Raw genomic sequence first — 18,962 nt, forward strand, 5'->3', positions numbered from 1 at the left:
GTGAAATGGGAAGAGCTAAGGCAACTCGTCATGGACGAGTTCGCGATCTTTAAAGGACATCGATATGCCACGGTCATCGCTGACGCAAAGACTCACCAAGTCATTTGGATAGGATTAGGTCGTAGCCGCAAAGACATACGGCCGTTCTTCGAGCAGCTAGGTGAGCATGGGATAAATATCGAAGCCGTCGCGATGGACATGAATACGGCTTTCGATCTTGAAGTTCAAGCGCACTGCCCGAACGCAAAATACGGCTCTTACAATTAGAAGAGCCGTTAGTTTGTGAGCCCCTGTTGTGTAATTAAGTGATCAGGCAGGCTCTTTAAAGGTTTTAACCGCGTCATTCAGAGCTTTTTCACGATCTCCTAATGTCTTTTGAGCTCTAGTGATTATTGGGTCTAATATAGCTTGTTCTTTAGCTACTTCTTCTAAAGACATTGTTGCAATATCAGCGGTGAATTTTTCCTGTACTTGCGTAATTGCTAGAGCGGCGTCAGAGGCTGATTTAGCAAGTGATTGAAGAATAGATATCTCCGCTTCGGTCTCTAGTTTTACTGCATTGAATACGACTTCGTATTGGATGTAGTAAGTGTATATTGAACTGCCACTAAAAATTTTTGCGTTATCTGACTTTTCAACAACCGCGTAGACGAACATATAAGTTCCAGGGTTGATTTGTTCTGCTGAAAATCCCTCAGAAAAGGTGTCTTCAGAGGAAGTGTCAAGATTGTTGAGGACAGAGGAGACGATTCCGAGCGCAGCCGCTGCCATTACGTTTTCACCTCCTGTTGCAACAGCAAGCGCTGAGGAAGATAAAGAGCTAGTAGCATCCTTAATCTTATTACCATCAACTTTTGCTTTAGTTTCACCGGAATCTACATCTTTTGCTTTCGACGGATCTGTCAGCATACTAGCAAAAGCTTGCACTACTTTATCGATACGTGTGAAGGTGGATGTAAAAGAGCCACTGTAATCGTAGGAAGATCCCACAAGTAGAGTGTCGCTTTTACTCAGCGAATCACCAAATACTTCTTTGTTCAATGACTCTATTTTTTTAGTTCCTGAAGAAACGTATTTGCTTTCCACAGTTCCTTTTTGTTTTTCTACAAACGCGTCAAATTCTTTCTGATCTGATACTTTTGAATTACCCATAATAAATTCCTTTTTCTATTAAGTTGATTTAACGTTAAGCCGTAATTGAGTCGGGATCGTATGAGAACTTGACACCAGAGTTTTTAAACAAAATAAAGATGTCTGATGCATTTATATCTGATAAAAGAGCATGATTAGGGAACCCTGGTTGTGCGTTTGAAGTGATTGTTCCGTGTTTTTTAAGAATCGAATCTTTTGATATTAAGGTGATTTCACCTTTACCGATTCCTGTTATTCCGTCTGATACATCTCTACTTCTGTAGTCCATCGACTTTGCTTCGAATAGAGCAATACTTGCATTCATAAGAATGCCTTGCGTAGTAATTTCATTTCGTTTTTCTAAACGCTCTATGAAATTTGACTCGTTGGTGATGGCGCCTCTGAAAGCAACAATATCCATGTATTCATATCCTATAATAGGTATTAGAATGCAGGGTCCATTAACGAATGGTTATCCTGCTAACTGAAGTCAACTGACGTTGACTAGAAAAATATAGGACACTTATTGCATATTACAAGGAGTTGGCATAGCTTTTTCAAGCTAACTTAAGCAAGGTGCACAAATTTGTAAACTCACTCTCAAAAGTGAGTGATATAAATAGTAGATATATAAACTACAAGCGTAACTTGAACGGTAAACAGTTGCTCAGTAATTTATTCTTGATTCTCTGAGCATTGATCGATTTGATATCAAACTCTGTGCCTTTTGAACTTGGTTAGGTGAGCATGAATTAGTGTCGACTTGTAGGGATATTGCGTTTTAAATTACTGAAATTATGAACATAAAATGTACATTTAGGTTTGATGTTGAGCTTCGAAATAGTCATTTGGGGTTCGAAGTTAAATATTCCAAAGTAATTAAGGACACTCCTCCTAACTCGAAGATATCTAGAGGTTGGAGCTTACTGTGGCGAATAAAATCGTGATCTGTAGCCACACCTCATGCAACAAATGAATATAAACCTTAGAAATTTTGCTGTGCTTCACAGTTTTTTAATTTTGGGAACTTACATTGGGGAACAAATCTGACGTGAACATTTATCGACATAGGGTCTCTACATGAAAAAGAACATTATCATCCTCGCTCTTGGTGGCATGCTAGCCTTTGGCGTAACCCCATTTTCTTTTGCTGCTAACGATGACACAGTTCAAGCTTCTGCCGATTACGCGCAGTTAGTCACTAAGCGACAAGTTGTCGATCAATTGCTCCTTGATGCTCTGCAGGCGTTTAAGTCTCCGGCAAGAATTTCCCATGCTGGCTTCACGGCCAAAATGCCAAGCAATATGGAAATTGTGACCAACCGATTGTTAGAAGCGTACCAGTTAGAACCTTACCGTACCGACTTGCTGATCTCCGCAGCAAACGCTCAGATCTATAACAAGAATGCAGAGCGCGCTATTGAGTTGTTTGAGCAAGCTCTGACGGTTGCACCAGACGATGTCGATCTTCATGCTTATCTTGCGGTTTGGCAGCGATTTGAAGGTAATGAAAGTGAATCCAACAAACACATGGAAAAGCTAGAAAGTCTGAATAAAGGTAAGGCAGAAGATATTAAACGTATTTTTGCTACGGTCGATCGCGTGTTAGAAACACCACTTAAAGAATCTGCGGACAAAGGTTTGCTTGATGATCACGGCGCTATCGTGACTCTAGGTTACGCGTTGAATCCAGACGGCTCAATGCACCAAATCTTGATTGAGCGTCTTGAGACGACATTAGCGATGGCTAAAGCGAATCCGGATGCGATGATCGTGTTAACGGGTGGCGTGCCGAAGAACCGCAAGACTGAAGGCAAGTTGATGGCGGATTGGCTTATCGAGAAAGGGGTAAGCAAAGATCGCATTATTGAAGAGAATTATGCGACCAGCACGGTAGGTAATGCCTTATTCAGTAGTTATGCGTTAGCTCGCCACAATATTAAGCACGCGACTATTATTAGCTCGGCAAGCCACGTTCGCCGTGGTCAAACTCTGTTTGAAGTTGCAAGCTGGCAAACCGGCCCTCAGGGCATTACCTTCGATACAGTTTCATACCCAGACAAGCCACTTGCAGCACTTAAGACAGCGAGTGATGGTGAACTGTTAGGTATTTACCGTGATGCCCTTAGAACTTATGGTATGTGGAGCTACCGTTCTTATCCATTAGAGTCTCGTTAAGCTTAAGGCTACTTTATTATTCGGAAGTCTAAGTTGTTGGTACAATCGAGCACAGCTAGATGATATGCTGTGCTCCTATTTTATTTAGTGTTTCAAAGGTAAAAAGATGAACCCGATTCTAGCAATGTTGAAAGAGAACAATATTAGCGATGAGCAGATCAGCGAGCTATTCCAAACGTTGACTGAAAACCCTCTTGCAGCAATGGCGACGATCAGCCAACTTGGTTTACCACAAGACAAGCTTCAAATGCTTATGGGTCAGGTAATGCAAAACCCTGAGCTAATCAAAGAAGCAGTTGCAGTGCTTGGCCTAGATTTTTCTAAGGTTGAAGCCGCTAAAGAGCAATTTCAAAAATAATTGAGTGTGAAGGGGCAATTTAGTTAGTGAGAGATAGCCAGCTAGGTTAACTGTTCTTAGCTATACCAATCAGACTTGAGTAAAAAGCCGTTTGAGTTGTAATACTTAAACGGCTTTTTTGGGCCTGCATAGAACAGGCTAGACAGGGGAGACGACAAACAATCGCCAGCGCGATGTAACTCCCTCGCTTAAATCATGTGATTATATTTTAACACTCATGCATCAATAAACTGAATTCCGGCGTTGCCCATGAAATCTAGCTTAAGTATTCGATCTTACACCAAGCCATTTTATAATAAAGTTTCTTAAAACTGCTGTCGTGACTTACATCTGGCGACAACAGTACTTAAGTTGGTTTATCAGCACGCACGTTATTGTTTACGTACTTGTTTTCATGACGTGTGGCTTACAGGTCGACCATAATGGTCTTAGTCGTGATCCCGCCTTGGTCATCGATGATTCTTAGTTTCACTTCATGCTTTCCGTATGAAGGGAAGATAGAAGTGAATGTACGACCTCGTTTCACTTTACCATTTGGTAATGTCCACTCTGTATCGACAATTCGACCATCGCTGTCTGAACTTGTTGACCACATTGTGACCCAACGACCCAAGTGAATGTACTTAGCGCTTGCTTCAGGAAGCGCGTTGGGAACCTCAACATTAACGAGTGAGCTAAACGATGCGTTAGCGCCTTTGTCGTCGACTACCGTTAGGCTGACTGTGTACTCGCCGGTTTCTTGGTATGTCCACGTTGGCGTGATTTCACTGCTTGTTACGCCGTTCCCGAAGTCCCATAGGTAGCTGATGATCTCGCCATCTTGATCTGAGCTGAAGTTACGGGCTGATACGTTCAATCCATCCGTATTGAGTTCGAAGTTTGCTGTTGGCGCAATGTTGTGTTGGCTTACTTTCGATAGACGTATAACACCATATTCGTTGTCATCGCTTTGGTTAACAATGTCTATCACCAAACCAAACTTAGTCAAAATACGACCTGAATCAGGAGCTTGTGGTGATGTGTAATCTTGGTCATCAGAGAAACTTGCTGTACTCACTAGGCTCGTGTCCTGGAGTACATCATTGTCACTGTTTACAAGACGCATTGGAGTATGGTCTTTCAGTGAGAACGCAGCATCACGAACTTGGTAGCGTGTTTGAGCGGCTTTTCCTGAGTTTTGCCAAATCATGGCATTTTGGTCGGCATCGACCACACCCAACCAACCTTCACCAGGGTGTTTGCCTACCCAGTTATCTGTGAGTGATTCATCGACATACCAAATGATCAGGCCTGGATCGAACGACATGAGTTGACCCATGCGCTTGATATTCGCCAAGCCTTCATCCACGTCCATGTGACTACGCCATTGGAGTAGGTAGTAGTGTTGAGCTTGATGGAAGCCATTACTTAATTTGAAGCCATTGAGCGCAAAGCTAGAGTTATCTTCGCCGTCATCTACCGCAACCGTGTCACCGTCAACAACAAGGCTGAGTTTGTCTAAGTAGAAACCTTCCATGGCTAAGCCGCCATCGGTGATGTATTCGAACGACAGTTCTACCTCTTGGCCAGCCCATTGAGAAACATCAAACTCAGCATCAACCCAACCGTTTGACTCGCCACCAACCGCTGGAACTAGACCGGTATTGTATGGGTCATCCATAGAGGTGATGTTGCCTGCGATGGCTTGTCCGTTCACAAGGATACGAGCAAAGTCATAGTCTTTCTCGATTTGGTACCAAGTTTTGAAGGTAAGCATTGCTGATTCGCCTGCCGGGATTTCCAACTTGCGGGTCATGCTATTTTTTAGGTCGTCGCCTTTCTGAGAGTGGAATGAGTACTCACCCTCGAACGGTTTCAGACCTTCAATTTGTTTCTCTGGAAGGTCGACCTTAATCATGTTCGGGCGGTCGTTATCTGTCGTGTGGAACAAGGTGTAAATTTGTGGGTTATCTTCTAGGTCATTAATTGAGATTTGATCATCGTTAATCCAGCGACCACCAATCGATTTTTGTAAGAAGTGTTTTGCCCACGAGCTGAATGCAGTCGGTTGTGTACCACCGATTTGACCAGCCCAACTGCCTGAAGACATGATAGACCAATAGGAGACAGGTTCACCTTTGCCTGTGTATTGTGTGTCGTACTCGTCTGGCAGACCTAAGTCATGGCCATATTCGTGCGCACAAACACCGGCAGCAGCATCGATCGGCTGAATCGTGTAATCAAACGCCGCGTACTGGCCGCCAAAGCGGTCTGGAAGTGAGCTTGAGGTACCTTCGAGTACATGTGTGCGACCAAGGTTGAACCGGTGAGACCAAATTGCATTAGGGCCTAACACGCCACCACCGGCCTCTTCGCCTACAGAGGCATGGAATACCATTAGGTGATCAATTACGCCATCTGGCTCACGGAAATTTCCGTCGCCATCGTAATCGTAACGATCTTCTATATCGTAATCAGCAAGGTTGATGCTAGGGTCTTGCGCCAACTGGTCAAGGGCTTCACGCACTAACTCTTGGGCATTCAAGTCATTGTCCGTAGTAGGGGAGTTACCACCATAGAAAGCGACAGGTTTAGAAGCACGATACCAACCTGCTGCCTGACCAGCCACACTGTAACTGTCACCCGATTCGCTTTGATAATACTGGCGCATCGAGATTAAGTTTTCGCCATTTGGCCCAGTATAGCCTGTGTCTGAAAACAACAGCTCTTGGTAGTGTTCAGGATTGTAGCTCTCGTAGAGCATTTGGGTGTGCTCTTTGGTTAACCTGTTGTCATCCCAGTTTAAGTCGGGAAAGTCGACAAGTAGCGCGAGCACTTTGTCTGTGCGCTTAGTGCCGACTTCCAGAGCAAAAACACTCGCTTTTTTAACGCCAGACTCTTTTTCGATGGCTTTGAGTATTTTTGCTCGTTGTTCCAGTGCTTTTTTACCAAATTGAGCATCACCTTTAAAACCAGAGTTAATCTTGTTTTTTAGATAACGGTCAAGTGCACCATGCTTTACCGCATCGGTTGCATTTTGGTCAACTAAGCCCTGTCTTACTAACATTTCAATTAGCTTATCTTCATTAACAACACCAAGATCTATTGGTGTTTTGGCATAACTACTGACGCTAAATAGAGTAAGCATTGCTGAAGCGAGCAATGTTTTTCTCATTATTTTCATTGTATTTCCTTTTTATATTTCCATGTCGATGTTTGTATCAACTAGCCTTATTCGGTTCGATTGTCCGATTTGGATTTATACACTCTGTTGGTGTTTTATTTTTCTGACGTTTGTTTTCTATCTCTTTATATTTTTTTGAATCAAACTGGTGGCTCTTTTGGGCTTTTGCATTGAGATAGATACGCAAAGCCTCTTGGTTGTCCTCATAACTTAAGCCGGGACAGATAACGCCTTTTTCTATCAATGAGTTAAGTAATGGTTCATCATTATCAATAGTGGAAGCCTGTGACAGTGATGTAAAGAAAAGAACCATTAAGGTCATTGTTTTCAGAGGCATAGATAGTAGAGCCATTAGTTTTGATTATGCAACAAAATATATTTATAAAATCAACCAATCAAATGAATGTTTTTTACAAATCATTGTTCGTTCCGTTTTCAACATTAAGAGTTAATATCAATTAGTGAATGTAAATTATCGTATTATCAGTTATTTATTTTGTTTTGGTGAATTTATAGTTGATGGTTTTAATATTTAATGTCGGTGTGGTTAATATGATTATTGTCGCTAGCGTTAATCGAGGTAAGGCTTTAGATAATAATAAAAATACCACTATATTATTTTTTGATATAAGAATAATGAATTTTATTGTCAGACCAATAGTGAATTATTAGTGTTGAAATTATTTTCACTTAAAATTTCAGTATTTCTTTGATTTCGGAGAGGTGAACATGCTTTTAAAAGGTATGCTAAGCCAAGTTAAGGGGTGGAACGGCTGGTGGTTGTGCGATAACAGACAGCAACGTTGAATTCGCTGTATCACGGATAAATTATCGACCGAAAAGTGTTTAGACTTCAAGCAACCCGCTATTGTCTTTAAAGAAATGGTATTGGCTGCTTGATATTGGAGAGTGTCACACATCGCAGTTGAATTGGGGGGGAACTAGCTTAAATTCGTATAAATAGCAGGCATTTACACAAAATGTGACGTTCACATTTTGTCATAACTTTAATAATTGTATATATTCCTCGCCTAAAATAATAATTAACAAAAGTTAATAACAATGATTGTCAGTTCATCTTCTTCATCTCGTGAAACGTTATTCAGCGAGCACGAGCAACTAGTGTCAACGACGGACCTTAAAGGCGTGATTACTTACAGTAATGATGCTTTTTGCCGTATCGCAGAGTACAGCCAACAAGAATTGCTAGGACAACACCACAATATTGTGAGGCATGGTGATATGCCTAAGGCTGCTTTTGCCGACATGTGGTTAAACCTTAAGCAAGGTAAAGCGTGGCGCGGTATCGTAAAAAACAAAACTAAATCCGGTGGTTTTTACTGGGTAGATGCTTATGTGACGCCAATTTACGATAATGGAAAGGTGAGTGGTTACCAATCTGTACGTGTAAAGCCTAAAAACGAATGGGTACAAGTTGCCGACAAAGCATATCAAGGTCTATTGAAGGCTGAGAAATCTGGTCGTCAATGGTCGCTGCAGATCAGTGATAGTGTTCGTTATGCTGTGTTGCTTGGCTCGTTAGCTGCACCATTGATTTCAAATCTTGTCGAAGTAGGGCAAATGTCCCAATGGCTTTTGAGCTTACTACCTGTTTCTGCTCTTGCGTTGTTGTTCCGCCAAGAACTCATCGACACTCCTCTACAATTGAAGAAACTGCAATCAAAGTTCGATAGTGTGAGTCGCCTTGTTTATTCAGGGAACAGTAAGTTTTCTGTGGCTGATTTTCATTTAAAGCTCTTGTCCGCTCGCATACGTACGGTATTAGGCCGAATGACAGATTCAGCGAAGCCATTGCAAGATTTGGCTGACAATCTTAATGCCACGTCGTTTGAAGTGTCTGAAGCGCTAGATCAGCAAACAAAAGACATTCTGCAAGTACGCGAGGCTACCGAAGAGGTTGAATTAACCGCGAATGAAGTCTCGTCTCGCACCGAAGAAGCGCATCAGATTGTCGATGTGACTCTAGAGACTTGTTCTGGCGCTAAAGAGAGCATTAACCAAACTCATCGCAACCTTGAAAACTTAGCTTCACAAGCTGAGAAAGCGACACAAACTACTTACCAACTGAGCGATCAAGCGCAAAGTGTCAGTAAGATAATGGAAGAGATTGGTGGCATCGCGGAGCAAACCAACCTGCTGGCGCTCAACGCAGCAATAGAAGCGGCGAGAGCGGGTGAGCAGGGTCGAGGTTTTGCCGTAGTGGCTGATGAAGTACGTGCTCTGTCTGGGCGTACCTCGAACGCGACAGTACAGATCAAAGAGAGCATCGAAACCATGCTCACAACCATTGAAGGTTGGCAGAAAGATATTCTGGCGAACAGAGAGCAGACCGATGCGTGCGGTGATGTGGCTAAGGTGAGCGCAGAACGTTTATCTGAAGTTGAAAGCCTGATGCAATCTATGAACGAGTTGATGCAGTCGGTAGAAAATTCTGCCCATAAGCAACGTACTCTTTCGAGTGAGGTTAATCTTCACATGCAATCTATCGCGTCGACTGCAGAACAGAATTTAGTTGCCACTCATTCAGTGAAGGATCATTCGACAGAGCTTAAAGAACAAGTAAACGAGTTCTATCGGTTAGCTAAACGTTTTGAAGAGAAATAGCGGCCTTAGCTTGCCCAAAGGGCATGCAAAGATGAAGTCTCTGTTTCAATGGTTAGCAGAACAAACAGTATCACTACCAAAAAGCTTGCTATATGAATTGATATCTATCCACGAACACGACAAGTACCTTAATGAACAAATCAAAACCCAAGATAACAAGCTTCAAACTATTGTTTATAAAAACGAAAGTGCTCAATTATTCAAAACTATAGCTGGAATTGGCGATCTTACATCCAAATTGTGTATTGCCGATGTAAGCTCTCCGAGTAACTTCACTAATGGCCGAGAGATGGCTGCTTGGTTGGGGCTTGTGCCAAGGTAATTCTCAACGGGAGGAAATACCAAGCTACTTGGTATGAGTAAACGAGGAAATAAACACCTCAGAGCTCTGTTCATCCATGGCGCAAGAGATGTACTCTCTAAACTAGAGACGACAGGGAAAGTGTTTGGAGAATGGCTTTTGAACCTACGAGCCACCAAACCATTTAATGTAGTGGTAGTCGCATTAGCCAACAAGCTAGCTAGGATAGTTTGGGCGGTGTTATATCACCGGCAAGCTTTTAAGGCTGTTTAGCTATAACCAACTTTGCAACGCTAATGAACGTGATGACAAAAACGGTCAATCGGCCATATTAAGAACCTGACACAAAAAATAGCAATCAATGCTTTGGGCTTTTTAAGGATAATCTGGCGCGGATATCATCGTGGAGCTGGGAAGCGAGTGCTCCAAACAAGAACTCCGAATACATTAGCGCAAACCAACTCCGTTATTACTTAATGGTAGTTGCAATAACGGGGCGGACCATACATTTACTTTGGCCGGAAAAATCTTGCTGATGTTCTTGATGCAAGTGGGCGAGCGATACCGTACGATCAACCTTCGAAGACTAGTCAAGAAGATCATCATTTTCGCGCTAGTGGCTGAGCTTATTGTCTTTGTAATGCTCTGTTTCCCATGGGCTCCCGAAATCGGGTGGGCAACAGGAAGCTTTTACGCGCTCTTTCATAAGATATCAATATTCAATAACGCAGGTTTTGCTCTATTTTCAGACAGTATGATGGGTTTTCTTGATGATCCACTTGTGATCTTTACCTTAGCGGGCTTGCTTATTTTCGGCAGACTATGATTTACAGTGGTCGGCGATTTGTCGAGCAACTGGCGTAAAGGTTTTCAGTATCAGCATTTACATTACAGACCAAGATCATGCTAACCGCCACTCCGACTCTCTGTTGTTTATTGAGAGAGCTGTTGGTGAATTGAACGAGTGGGCTTTAGGTTAGATATTAATTAGCCCTAAAACATCTCAACGTATTCTTCGTAGCCTTCTTCAGCCAATTTATCTGCTGGGATAAAGCGCATTGCGGCTGAGTTCATGCAGTAACGTAAGCCTGTTGGTTCAGGGCCATCTTTGAAGACATGACCTAAGTGAGAATCACCAAATCGGCTACGAACTTCTGTGCGTGGGTACAGCAATTTGTAGTCTGTGGTTGTCACTACGTAAGCTTCGTTGATTGGTTGGGTAAAGCTCGGCCAGCCCGTACCTGATTTGTATTTGTCTTTTGACGAGAACAAAGGCTCACCGGTAACGATATCAACATAAATACCTTCTTCTTTGTTATCCCAGTATTTGTTGTCAAATGGACGTTCAGTCGCGTCTTCTTGCGTTACATCGTATTGAAGTGCTGTAAGCTTCGCTTTGATCTCCGCATCAGAAGGCTTAACGTAGGTTTTAGCATTGGCTGTCGCATTCTTACTGTCGATAATCTGGCGAAGTGTTTTAGGATTATCCTTTCTATCGTCACCGAAGATTTTATCTAAATACTGATCACGACCTGAAGCGTAGCGGTAGTAGTTATAACGAACCTTACTCTTCTTGTAATAATCTTGATGGTAATCTTCTGCTGGCCAGAACTTCTCAAATTTGATCAGTTCTGTTTTTAGTGGTGCACCAAAGATTTGAGCCTTGTCGATCTCCATCATAAAGTTCTGAGCAACGTCTTTTTGCTCTTGGTTATGATAGAAAATGGCAGGTCGATATTGCGGACCACGGTCTACGAATGACCCTTTGTCATCGGTTGGATCGATATGTCGGAAGAATTGGTCAAGAACCTGTTCATAGCTGACAACATCAGGGTTATAGGTCACATTGATCACTTCGATGTGACCAGACTTACCTGAAGAAACTTGTTTGTAGGTTGGGTTTTCTAGCTCGCCACCAGAATAGCCAGAGACAACGTCTGTTACGCCTTTTAGTTTCTCTAGATCAGACTCTGTACACCAGAAACAACCGCCCGCGAGTGTGGCGATTTCACTTTTCCCTGAATTAGCCGTTTTATCCATTGTATTGGCAGTGCCAGTTTGGCTGACAAACAACGAAATCAGTGGTAGTGCAACCACGAGTGATACCAATATTTTAGATAATTTATTCATAGATACCTCATCTTGACGTTCTTTTTCATTCGATTTTGAATGTACGAATAGAGACAGGTTTTAGATGGAAAAAATTGCACCATTCATGAAAAAAATATGTGTTAGAGAAAATCTTGCTCATGAATGCTGCCAGTAGTAGGGTGTCGGTACTAACAATAAATAACAGACAGTGATGGCGGTTATCGGTCATCTAAGGAACAGCATGCAAGCAGAAGTTAAATGGGTCGAAGGTTTTAAATTCTTGGGTCAATCTCAATCAGGCCACTCTATTGTTATGGATGGCAGCGGTGGTGCAACGGCGCCAAGCCCGATGGAAATGGTCCTTATGGCCGCTGGTGGTTGTAGCTCTGTTGATGTGGTAGATGGATTGAAATCTGCTGGTCAAAACATTACAGGCTGTAACGCAAAACTTGAAACGACACGTCGTGAAACCGCGCCAAAAATCTTTACCGCGATTAACATCCACTTTGAAGTATCAGGTGACAACCTTGATCCTGAGTTGGTTGCAAAAGTATGCGCTGATTCATTAGAAAAATACTGTTCAGTGTGCCTAATGCTAGGTGCAGGCGTAGAAATGACGCACAGCTGGGAAGTCTTATAAGTTCACAGGGAGATAAATGCAAACCTGTATCTGTCGGCTTTGTGTTTAAGTGTCAGGATTGGCGAAATACTGCACTGTATTTCGCCAATTTTTAAGCCAATTTATCGTAAAAAGTTGCGTTTATTTTGTAGCTTCTACAAGCACCTTTTCAACTCGCACTTCTTGGTATTCAAAAGAAGGGATTATTGCGTCAACACGTCTATTTTGAGCTCGGCCTTCTGCGGTATCGTTTGGTGCAATCGGGTTGCCTTCGCCTTCACCGGATGCTGAAATACGGTCGGCTTGAATACCTTGTTCTTCGATGTATTTTGCTACAGCATCTGCTCTTTTCTTGGACAGCATCATGTTGTACTCTGCCGCACCTGTTGAATCTGTGTGTCCAACTAGAATCACTGACGACTGAGGGTAAGATTGAAGAACATCAACAATAGATTTTAGTGCCATTTTACCGCTTGTCGATAGGGTTGAGCTGTTGGTTGCGAATATTTCTTGAGAGTAGCTCTGTGCCTGTTCTTTAGTCACTACAACTGTTGTATTTTCTTCGACCATGACTACGGGCTCTACCACTGGCGCAGACGGAGCTTGTGTCACGACTGCAGCTGCAGCTGCAGCTGCCGCCGATGCTGTTGTGTAGCCTGTACCAAAATTGTAGCTAAAGCCAACAGACAGTAGGTTAGAGTTTAGGTTTTGAACGTAGTTGTCGTCGAAGTCGTCAAAGTACTGGTATTCAACACGTAGAGCCCAGTCAGAAGAAAGCTGCTTCTCTACACCGATACCAGCAGAAAGAACAACGTCATCTTCGCCACCGTGAGATATATACGCAGGTCCCGCTTTGAAGAATACGTCAAACTCTTTTTGTACGGGCAGACGGTACATCGGGGTTAGTGAGATTGCGATTAGCGGATCGCTGAATGCTGCAGTAGTTCCATTCTTTGAAAAACTAGTTTTGTAATCACCTAAGAAGTCAGAGCTTAACTCGATACCAAGTCTGTCAGTGAAGTTGTAACCCGAGTAAATACCCGCACCAATGGCACTATCATCACATTTAACACCGCTTACACATGCGCTGTCTAACCAGCCAGCACCGACTTTAGCACCAATATACGTAGTCGCAGCGAAAGAAGGGATAGCAGCGAGGCCTGAGGCCGCTACTATAGCGCACATAACTTTTGAAAGTTTTTTCATAATCTTATCCTTGGATTAACTCTTATCTTTATCTGAACTTACCACTAAAACGATCACTTATTGGAGTACGACACTGCTTATCAAAAGTAAATCAAGGTGCAGGCTCAGGTGAATCTATTTTTTCAGTAATTATATTGTTAATCTGATTGCGTATTAGAGTCAATGAAATTGTTAGATATTCCATATTCTGATGGTTTTTATTGTTTTTTATCACTTATTTAGGTTACTTACACTTAAGCTATAGACTAGCCTCATCAATTTGCCAGCAATTATGAGGGGAATAAGTAAAAAACTTGCGCTTTATCATGCTTGTAAACGCAAAAATCCGCATCAAACATTTTAACTCGGCTGAGTACATGATTAGATAGAGATTCAAACTAAAGCTATATTAGGTGCTTTCTTGCGATTTACATCACGGGAATAGCTCGATTTTGTTTATGGACGCTCACCTGCTAGTAAGCGCTTCTCGATATCAGCAATGACACCCGGCAGATCTGCAATAGTATCGATCAGGTAGTGTGGTTTTGATTTGTTTAGCTTAACGCTCGCTTTTTCTCGTGCTGCTGTGAGCGTTGCTTCATCTGCATCTAAGTATTCTTGGTAGGTTAATCCTGCTTCGTTGCCTGATAACACAAGGCCTACTGTCCACATGCCTGCGTTGTGACCTTCATCGATGCCCGGGGCCGCATCATCCACTTTCACACAGGCTGCAACGTTTGTTGCGCCTAGGTCAATCACGTTTTTAAGCGCCATGAATGGTGCAGGGCGACCACCTTGAGGTAAATCATCGGTTGCAACCACGTTGTCTGGACGATAGCCGTAATCTGCTGCTGCAGGAATGAGAACATCCATCACTTCACGTGGGTAACCGGAACAAGAACCGATTTTTACGTTTTTCTCTTTTAGGGTATTTACCACTTCAATCGCGTTTAAAATTGGCGCTGCGTGGTCGGCTACTTTGGCTTTTTGAAGAGGCATGAATGCCGCGTAGATCGCATCAACGTCTTCACTGGTCATCGAACATCCGAATTGTGCGTTCCAACGCGTATCAACTGAGGGGATTCGACCTACTGCTTGGATGTGATCCCATTTGCCGATACCCATAGGTTCACGAGCTTCTGCTAAGTCAATGTCAAAGTCGAAACCTTGTTTGAATGCTTCAACGAAGATGCTGGTTGGAGCAAACGATCCAAAATCAACGATAGTGCCTGCCCAGTCAAAGATAACCGCTTGGATTGGTGATGTTGTGTTCATAGTGGTGTCCTTTCTTGCCACTCCCATTTAAAAGTACGGGAGGGACGAATGTGTTTTAGGTTATTGGTTTAGTGTTGGTTTAAAGGTATTCAAAGTCTTTACAGACTTTTGCTATCGCGTTTTCGAATACAGACAGAGCTTCTTCTAGCTCGCTACGGCTGATGACCAATGGTGGGCTCAACTGAATCACATTACCTTGTGACACCTTAAAGCTCAGGCCATCGTTCAGACACTGATAAAGTACGGCTTCTGCTTCATCGAACGCGCGGGTTTTGGTGATATGGTCGGTGACCAACTCAACGCCCCAAAGCAGTCCGATGCCGCGAACGTCACCAATGACTGGGTATTTCTCTTTCATTTGAAGTAGTTGCTCACGCATGAATGCACTGTCCGCTTGTACTTTTTCAAGCAAATTCTCTTGCTCAATCACTTCCATGGTCGCCAGTGCAGCCGCGCAGCCAATTGGGCTTTTCTCGTGGGTGTAATGCCCAAGTGATACTTGCGCTGCCGTGTTGTATTTGTCTTTGGTGATCATGGCGGCAATTGGCAACAAGCCACCGCCAAAACCTTTACCAATACATAGGATGTCAGGTTCGATATCAAACGCTTGGTGAGTAAACCATTCGCCGCTTCGTCCCATACCGTTTGGAATATCATCAATGATTAACATGACATTGTGCTTATCACAGATCTCACGGATGCGCTTCCAGTAAGCTTTGCTTGGAACTTGAACATCGGTGTTACGCACTGCTTCCGCAATAAAGGCACCAATGCCACCTTCTTTTTCAATCACATACTCAAGGTAATCGGCGTAGTGAACATCACATGATGTCTCACTTTCACCGCCTGAGTTTTGCCCGCGAAGCGATAAAGAGTCATTAAGCGGGAAAGCACCACGATAAGAGACTGCTGGTGGGATACGTTCTACGCCAGCCATTAACGGGCCCATACCTTCGCGGAAACAGGCTTCACCACCGACAGAAATCGCATCCAATGACGCGCCATGGAATGAATCCCACAATGAAACAACTTTGAAGTTGTTGGTGACATGTCGAGCCAGTTTGAGTGCCATACCAATCACAGAGGTGCCACCCGGTGCAAACAGCACGCGATTTAAATCACCACCGCAAATCTGTGTTAGCTTTTCAGCGCATTGCACGGCGGTTTCGTTGGAAAAGCGACGTGGTGAAAACGGCAATGACGCCATTTGCTGAGTCACTTTATTAATGATGTGTGGGTGGCCATAACCTAGTTGATGGACATTATTGCCATGAAAGTCCATGTACTTTTTGCCCGTCGCATCTTGAATGTAAATGCCCTCTGCGGCTTCAAGTGTGTCTAGGCAAGGCGTTGACATCGCTTGATGGAGAAACACGTCAGAGTCGCGTTTTAACATCGCTTGAGTTGCCTCGTCGTTTAGCGACTCATTCCACTTTTCACGTGCGGGGGTGGTGTTCACATCGCCTTCACTTCGAAAGTGCGTTGCCTTTAGTGCTGGCTCTTGGTTAGTTATTGTCATTACTTAATGTCCCAGTACATAGCATTCTTAACAGCACCAATGAGAGCTTCAATATCAGACGGGTAAACTTCACCAATGTTACCAATGCGGAAGCAGTCTGCGTTTGAAACCTTACCCGGATAAATCACAAACCCTTGCTCTTTCAAACGGTCATAGAATTCCTTGAATTGGTAATCGCTATGAGTTGGAGAATAGAAAGAGGTGATGATAGGAGAGTGAAGTTCATCAGTAAGTAGTGGTTCAAACCCTAGGGAGCGCATGCCAGCAACTAACGTGGTTTGGTTGGTGTGGTAACGATTATGACGAGCTTCGATGCCACCTTCTTGCTCAAGCTCAAGCAGTGCTTGGTAGAAAGCACGCACCGTGTGAGTCGGGGAGGTGAAGCGCCATTTGCCGTGATTGATTTCCATGCAGTGCCATTGGTCAAACAGGTCAAGGCTTAGTGAGCGAGCTTGGCCTTTACACTTTTCTAGTTCCGATTGCTTAGCAATGACAAAGCCGAAGCCTGGCACACCTTGGATGCACTTGTTAGCTGAGCTGATCATGTAATCGATACCTAAGTCAGCAATATCCATAGGGGTGCCACCAAAGCTCGACATTGCATCAAGAATGACTGTCTTGTTGTGCAGTTTTGCCAATTTAGCAATGTCATCAATTGGATTCAGCATGCCAGTAGTGGTCTCACAATGCACAATCGCAACATGAGTGATGTCTGAATCCATGGCCAATGCCGTTTCCATTTCGTTCAAGTCAGGCTGTGATGTTTCACCAGGAGAAACGACATGGCATGGAATGTTTAAATATTTTGCGATTTGAGCAATACGAGCGCCGTACGCACCGTTATCCACCACAAGAAGCTTTCCATTTTTAGAGATAACGCTACCAATTGTTGCTTCAACTGAAGCGGTACCGCTACCTTGCATTAATACGCTCGTGTATCCCGCTTGTTTAGTCGCTAAATTCACAAGCTTGCTACGAATCACTTCAACAATGTCTTTGTTGTATTCATCATCCCAAGTACACCAATCTTTAAGCATCGCTTGGCGAACTGTTTCAGAAGTCGATAGTGGGCCCGGTGTCAGTAATAAGTAATCGTTTCTCATGTTCAATTTCTCGTGATTTAATTTGGACTATACCAATTTGTGCGGTTACTTTAACAACCAATTTAAACGGTCGTAAATAGTCAAAATGCCATTTTCACAAAAACTTCATATTGAAATTAATCCCTTGCCCTGAGAAATTCATCGATCTTTAAACTGCCATTTTTTGTTCATTTAACCGTCATAAAAGCCAGTTAGCTTAATAATCAAAATCTGGTACATACCAATATAAATGTGTGCCAACAACATAAATGAATTTATGGATATAGCTGTCTCTTGATGGGACTTCTAATTTTTAACTTTGGCATCGGGCCTGACTGGAGAAAATGATGAAAAACCGTTTTATGAAAGGATCACTTGCAGCATTAGTCACTCTATTAGCTGGTAACGCTTATGCGGCACAGGAAGTGACGGTTTACACCGCTTTTGAAACCGACATCTTAGCGAAATACAAAAATGCTTTTGAAAGCGAAAACCCAGGCATCAGCATTAAGTGGGTTCGTGATTCAACCGGGATCATGACGGCAAAACTGTTGGCTGAGAAAAACAACCCTCGAGCAGAAGTGGTTTGGGGCCTTGCGGGGTCTTCAATGGCTCTGCTTAAAGAAGAGGGCATTCTTAAGCCTTACACTCCTCAAGGTGTAGAAGCGCTACGTACTAACCTCAACGACCCGCAGTCTACTCAAGCATGGTATGGCAATGATGCATTTTTCAACGCAGTTTGTTTCAACGAAGCGGTAGCAAAACAACTTAACCTACCAGCACCTAAATCTTGGGAAGATCTCACTAAGCCGATTTACAAAGGCCACATTGCGATGCCAAATCCAGCGTCTTCTGGTACGGGTTACATGCAGGTTTCGGCTTGGCTACAAAACATGGGTGAAGACCAAGGTTGGAACTACATGCAGAAGCTAGACCAAAACATCGCTCACTACACGCACTCAGGTTCTAAGCCATGTGTTCAAGCGGGGATGGGTGAAGTCGCTATCGGTATCTCGATGGCTAGCCGCGGCGCTAAGCTGAAAACTCAAGGTGCACCGCTATCTGTGATTACACCTGAGGGTATTGGTTGGGAATCTGAGGCGGTTGGTCTTGTTAAGCCGTCGGATGCGGCGCAGCGCGTTGTTGACTGGTCTATCTCTAAAGCAGCAAATGAGCTCTACATCGAAATGTACCCAGTTGTTGGCCACCAAGACGTGACAGCAACAATTGATAACTTCCCTAATGTTGAAAAGAACATGGCAAAAATGGACTTTGCACGCATGGGCAGCGAGCGTGCAGACGTATTGAAAACATGGTCTGAGAAGTTCGACGCTAAATCAGAGCCAAAATCTTAATCTATCGAACTACTCATTCAATTAACTATTTAGTTCGTTAGAAGTTAGTAATCAGTAAAGGAAGGCTTCGGTCTTCCTTT

At 43.3% G+C, this 18,962-nt stretch carries 14 protein-coding genes and 3 pseudogenes; 8 read left to right on the plus strand and 9 right to left on the minus strand.

Annotated elements, in window-relative coordinates; genetic code table 11:
• Nucleotides 1-249: pseudogene (locus L1D11_RS11120) on the plus strand (transposase); the annotation flags it as partial.
• 60 nt (nt 250-309) lie between these two features.
• Here the strand turns inward: L1D11_RS11120 and L1D11_RS11125 are convergent.
• Nucleotides 310-1,152, minus strand: a complete 843-nt coding sequence (locus L1D11_RS11125; protein ID WP_239834839.1) for a hypothetical protein — start codon at nt 1,150-1,152, stop codon at nt 310-312.
• A gap of 34 nt (nt 1,153-1,186) precedes the next feature.
• Nucleotides 1,187-1,552, minus strand: a complete 366-nt coding sequence (locus L1D11_RS11130) for a hypothetical protein (protein WP_239834840.1) — start codon at nt 1,550-1,552, stop codon at nt 1,187-1,189.
• 659 nt (nt 1,553-2,211) lie between these two features.
• Between L1D11_RS11130 and L1D11_RS11135 the strand changes: the two genes are divergently transcribed.
• Both L1D11_RS11135 and L1D11_RS11140 read left to right on the plus strand, forming a co-directional pair.
• On the plus strand, nt 2,212-3,309 hold the full coding sequence (locus tag L1D11_RS11135) for a YdcF family protein (RefSeq protein WP_239834687.1): 1,098 nt from the start codon (nt 2,212-2,214) through the stop codon (nt 3,307-3,309).
• 106 nt (nt 3,310-3,415) lie between these two features.
• Nucleotides 3,416-3,667, plus strand: coding sequence for a DUF2999 family protein (locus L1D11_RS11140; protein ID WP_239834688.1), 252 nt, complete (start codon nt 3,416-3,418; stop codon nt 3,665-3,667).
• Between the two features lie 406 nt (nt 3,668-4,073).
• Here L1D11_RS11140 and L1D11_RS11145 read toward each other — a convergent pair whose 3' ends face one another.
• Entirely contained in the window at nt 4,074-6,830 is a 2,757-nt protein-coding gene (locus L1D11_RS11145) for an immune inhibitor A domain-containing protein (RefSeq protein WP_239834689.1), read from the minus strand.
• Nucleotides 6,831-6,867: 37 nt separating this feature from the next.
• A complete protein-coding gene (locus L1D11_RS11150; RefSeq protein WP_239834690.1) occupies nt 6,868-7,167 on the minus strand; it encodes a hypothetical protein in 300 nt (99 codons plus the stop codon).
• Nucleotides 7,168-7,892: 725 nt separating this feature from the next.
• On the opposite strand from L1D11_RS11150, the gene L1D11_RS11155 reads away from it, so the two are divergent.
• From L1D11_RS11155 to L1D11_RS11165, 3 genes and pseudogenes are all read left to right on the plus strand, one after another.
• Nucleotides 7,893-9,455, plus strand: a complete 1,563-nt coding sequence (locus L1D11_RS11155) for a PAS domain-containing methyl-accepting chemotaxis protein (RefSeq protein WP_239833477.1) — start codon at nt 7,893-7,895, stop codon at nt 9,453-9,455.
• 1 nt (nt 9,456) lies between these two features.
• Nucleotides 9,457-10,029, plus strand: a pseudogene (locus tag L1D11_RS11160) (transposase); the annotation flags it as partial.
• 235 nt (nt 10,030-10,264) lie between these two features.
• Nucleotides 10,265-10,683: pseudogene (locus L1D11_RS11165) on the plus strand (potassium transporter TrkG); the annotation flags it as partial.
• Between the two features lie 66 nt (nt 10,684-10,749).
• On the opposite strand, the gene msrB reads toward L1D11_RS11165, so the two are convergent.
• The gene (gene msrB / locus L1D11_RS11170) at nt 10,750-11,886 is read right to left on the minus strand and encodes a peptide-methionine (R)-S-oxide reductase MsrB (protein WP_239833476.1); all 1,137 of its coding nucleotides are present in this window, start codon (nt 11,884-11,886) and stop codon (nt 10,750-10,752) included.
• A 202-nt stretch (nt 11,887-12,088) separates the two neighbouring features.
• Between msrB and L1D11_RS11175 the strand changes: the two genes are divergently transcribed.
• Nucleotides 12,089-12,487, plus strand: coding sequence for an OsmC family protein (locus L1D11_RS11175; RefSeq protein WP_239833475.1), 399 nt, complete (start codon nt 12,089-12,091; stop codon nt 12,485-12,487).
• Between the two features lie 120 nt (nt 12,488-12,607).
• On the opposite strand, the gene L1D11_RS11180 is transcribed toward L1D11_RS11175, so the two are convergent.
• The 4 genes from L1D11_RS11180 to phnW form a co-directional block, all read right to left on the minus strand.
• Nucleotides 12,608-13,672: an OmpA family protein gene (locus L1D11_RS11180; RefSeq protein WP_239862465.1), complete on the minus strand. Its 1,065-nt coding sequence runs from the start codon at nt 13,670-13,672 to the stop codon at nt 12,608-12,610.
• A 435-nt stretch (nt 13,673-14,107) separates the two neighbouring features.
• Nucleotides 14,108-14,926 carry a phosphonoacetaldehyde hydrolase gene (gene phnX, locus L1D11_RS11185; protein ID WP_239833473.1) on the minus strand — a complete coding sequence of 273 codons (819 nt, stop codon included), beginning with the start codon at nt 14,924-14,926 and terminating at the stop codon, nt 14,108-14,110.
• Nucleotides 14,927-15,005: 79 nt separating this feature from the next.
• Complete coding sequence (locus tag L1D11_RS11190) at nt 15,006-16,445, minus strand: aspartate aminotransferase family protein (RefSeq protein WP_239833472.1); 1,440 nt, start codon at nt 16,443-16,445, stop codon at nt 15,006-15,008.
• Entirely contained in the window at nt 16,445-17,548 is a 1,104-nt protein-coding gene (gene phnW, locus L1D11_RS11195) for a 2-aminoethylphosphonate--pyruvate transaminase (protein WP_239833471.1), read from the minus strand. The genes L1D11_RS11190 and phnW overlap by 1 nt, the downstream gene beginning before the upstream one ends.
• Before the next feature lie 323 nt (nt 17,549-17,871).
• Between phnW and L1D11_RS11200 the strand changes: the two genes are divergently transcribed.
• The gene (locus tag L1D11_RS11200; protein WP_239833470.1) at nt 17,872-18,882 is read left to right on the plus strand and encodes a putative 2-aminoethylphosphonate ABC transporter substrate-binding protein; all 1,011 of its coding nucleotides are present in this window, start codon (nt 17,872-17,874) and stop codon (nt 18,880-18,882) included.
• Nucleotides 18,883-18,962 lie beyond the last annotated feature (80 nt).

This window comes from Vibrio sp. Isolate32 (assembly GCF_022397955.1).
In the GTDB taxonomy this organism is placed as follows: Bacteria; Pseudomonadota; Gammaproteobacteria; order Enterobacterales; family Vibrionaceae; genus Vibrio.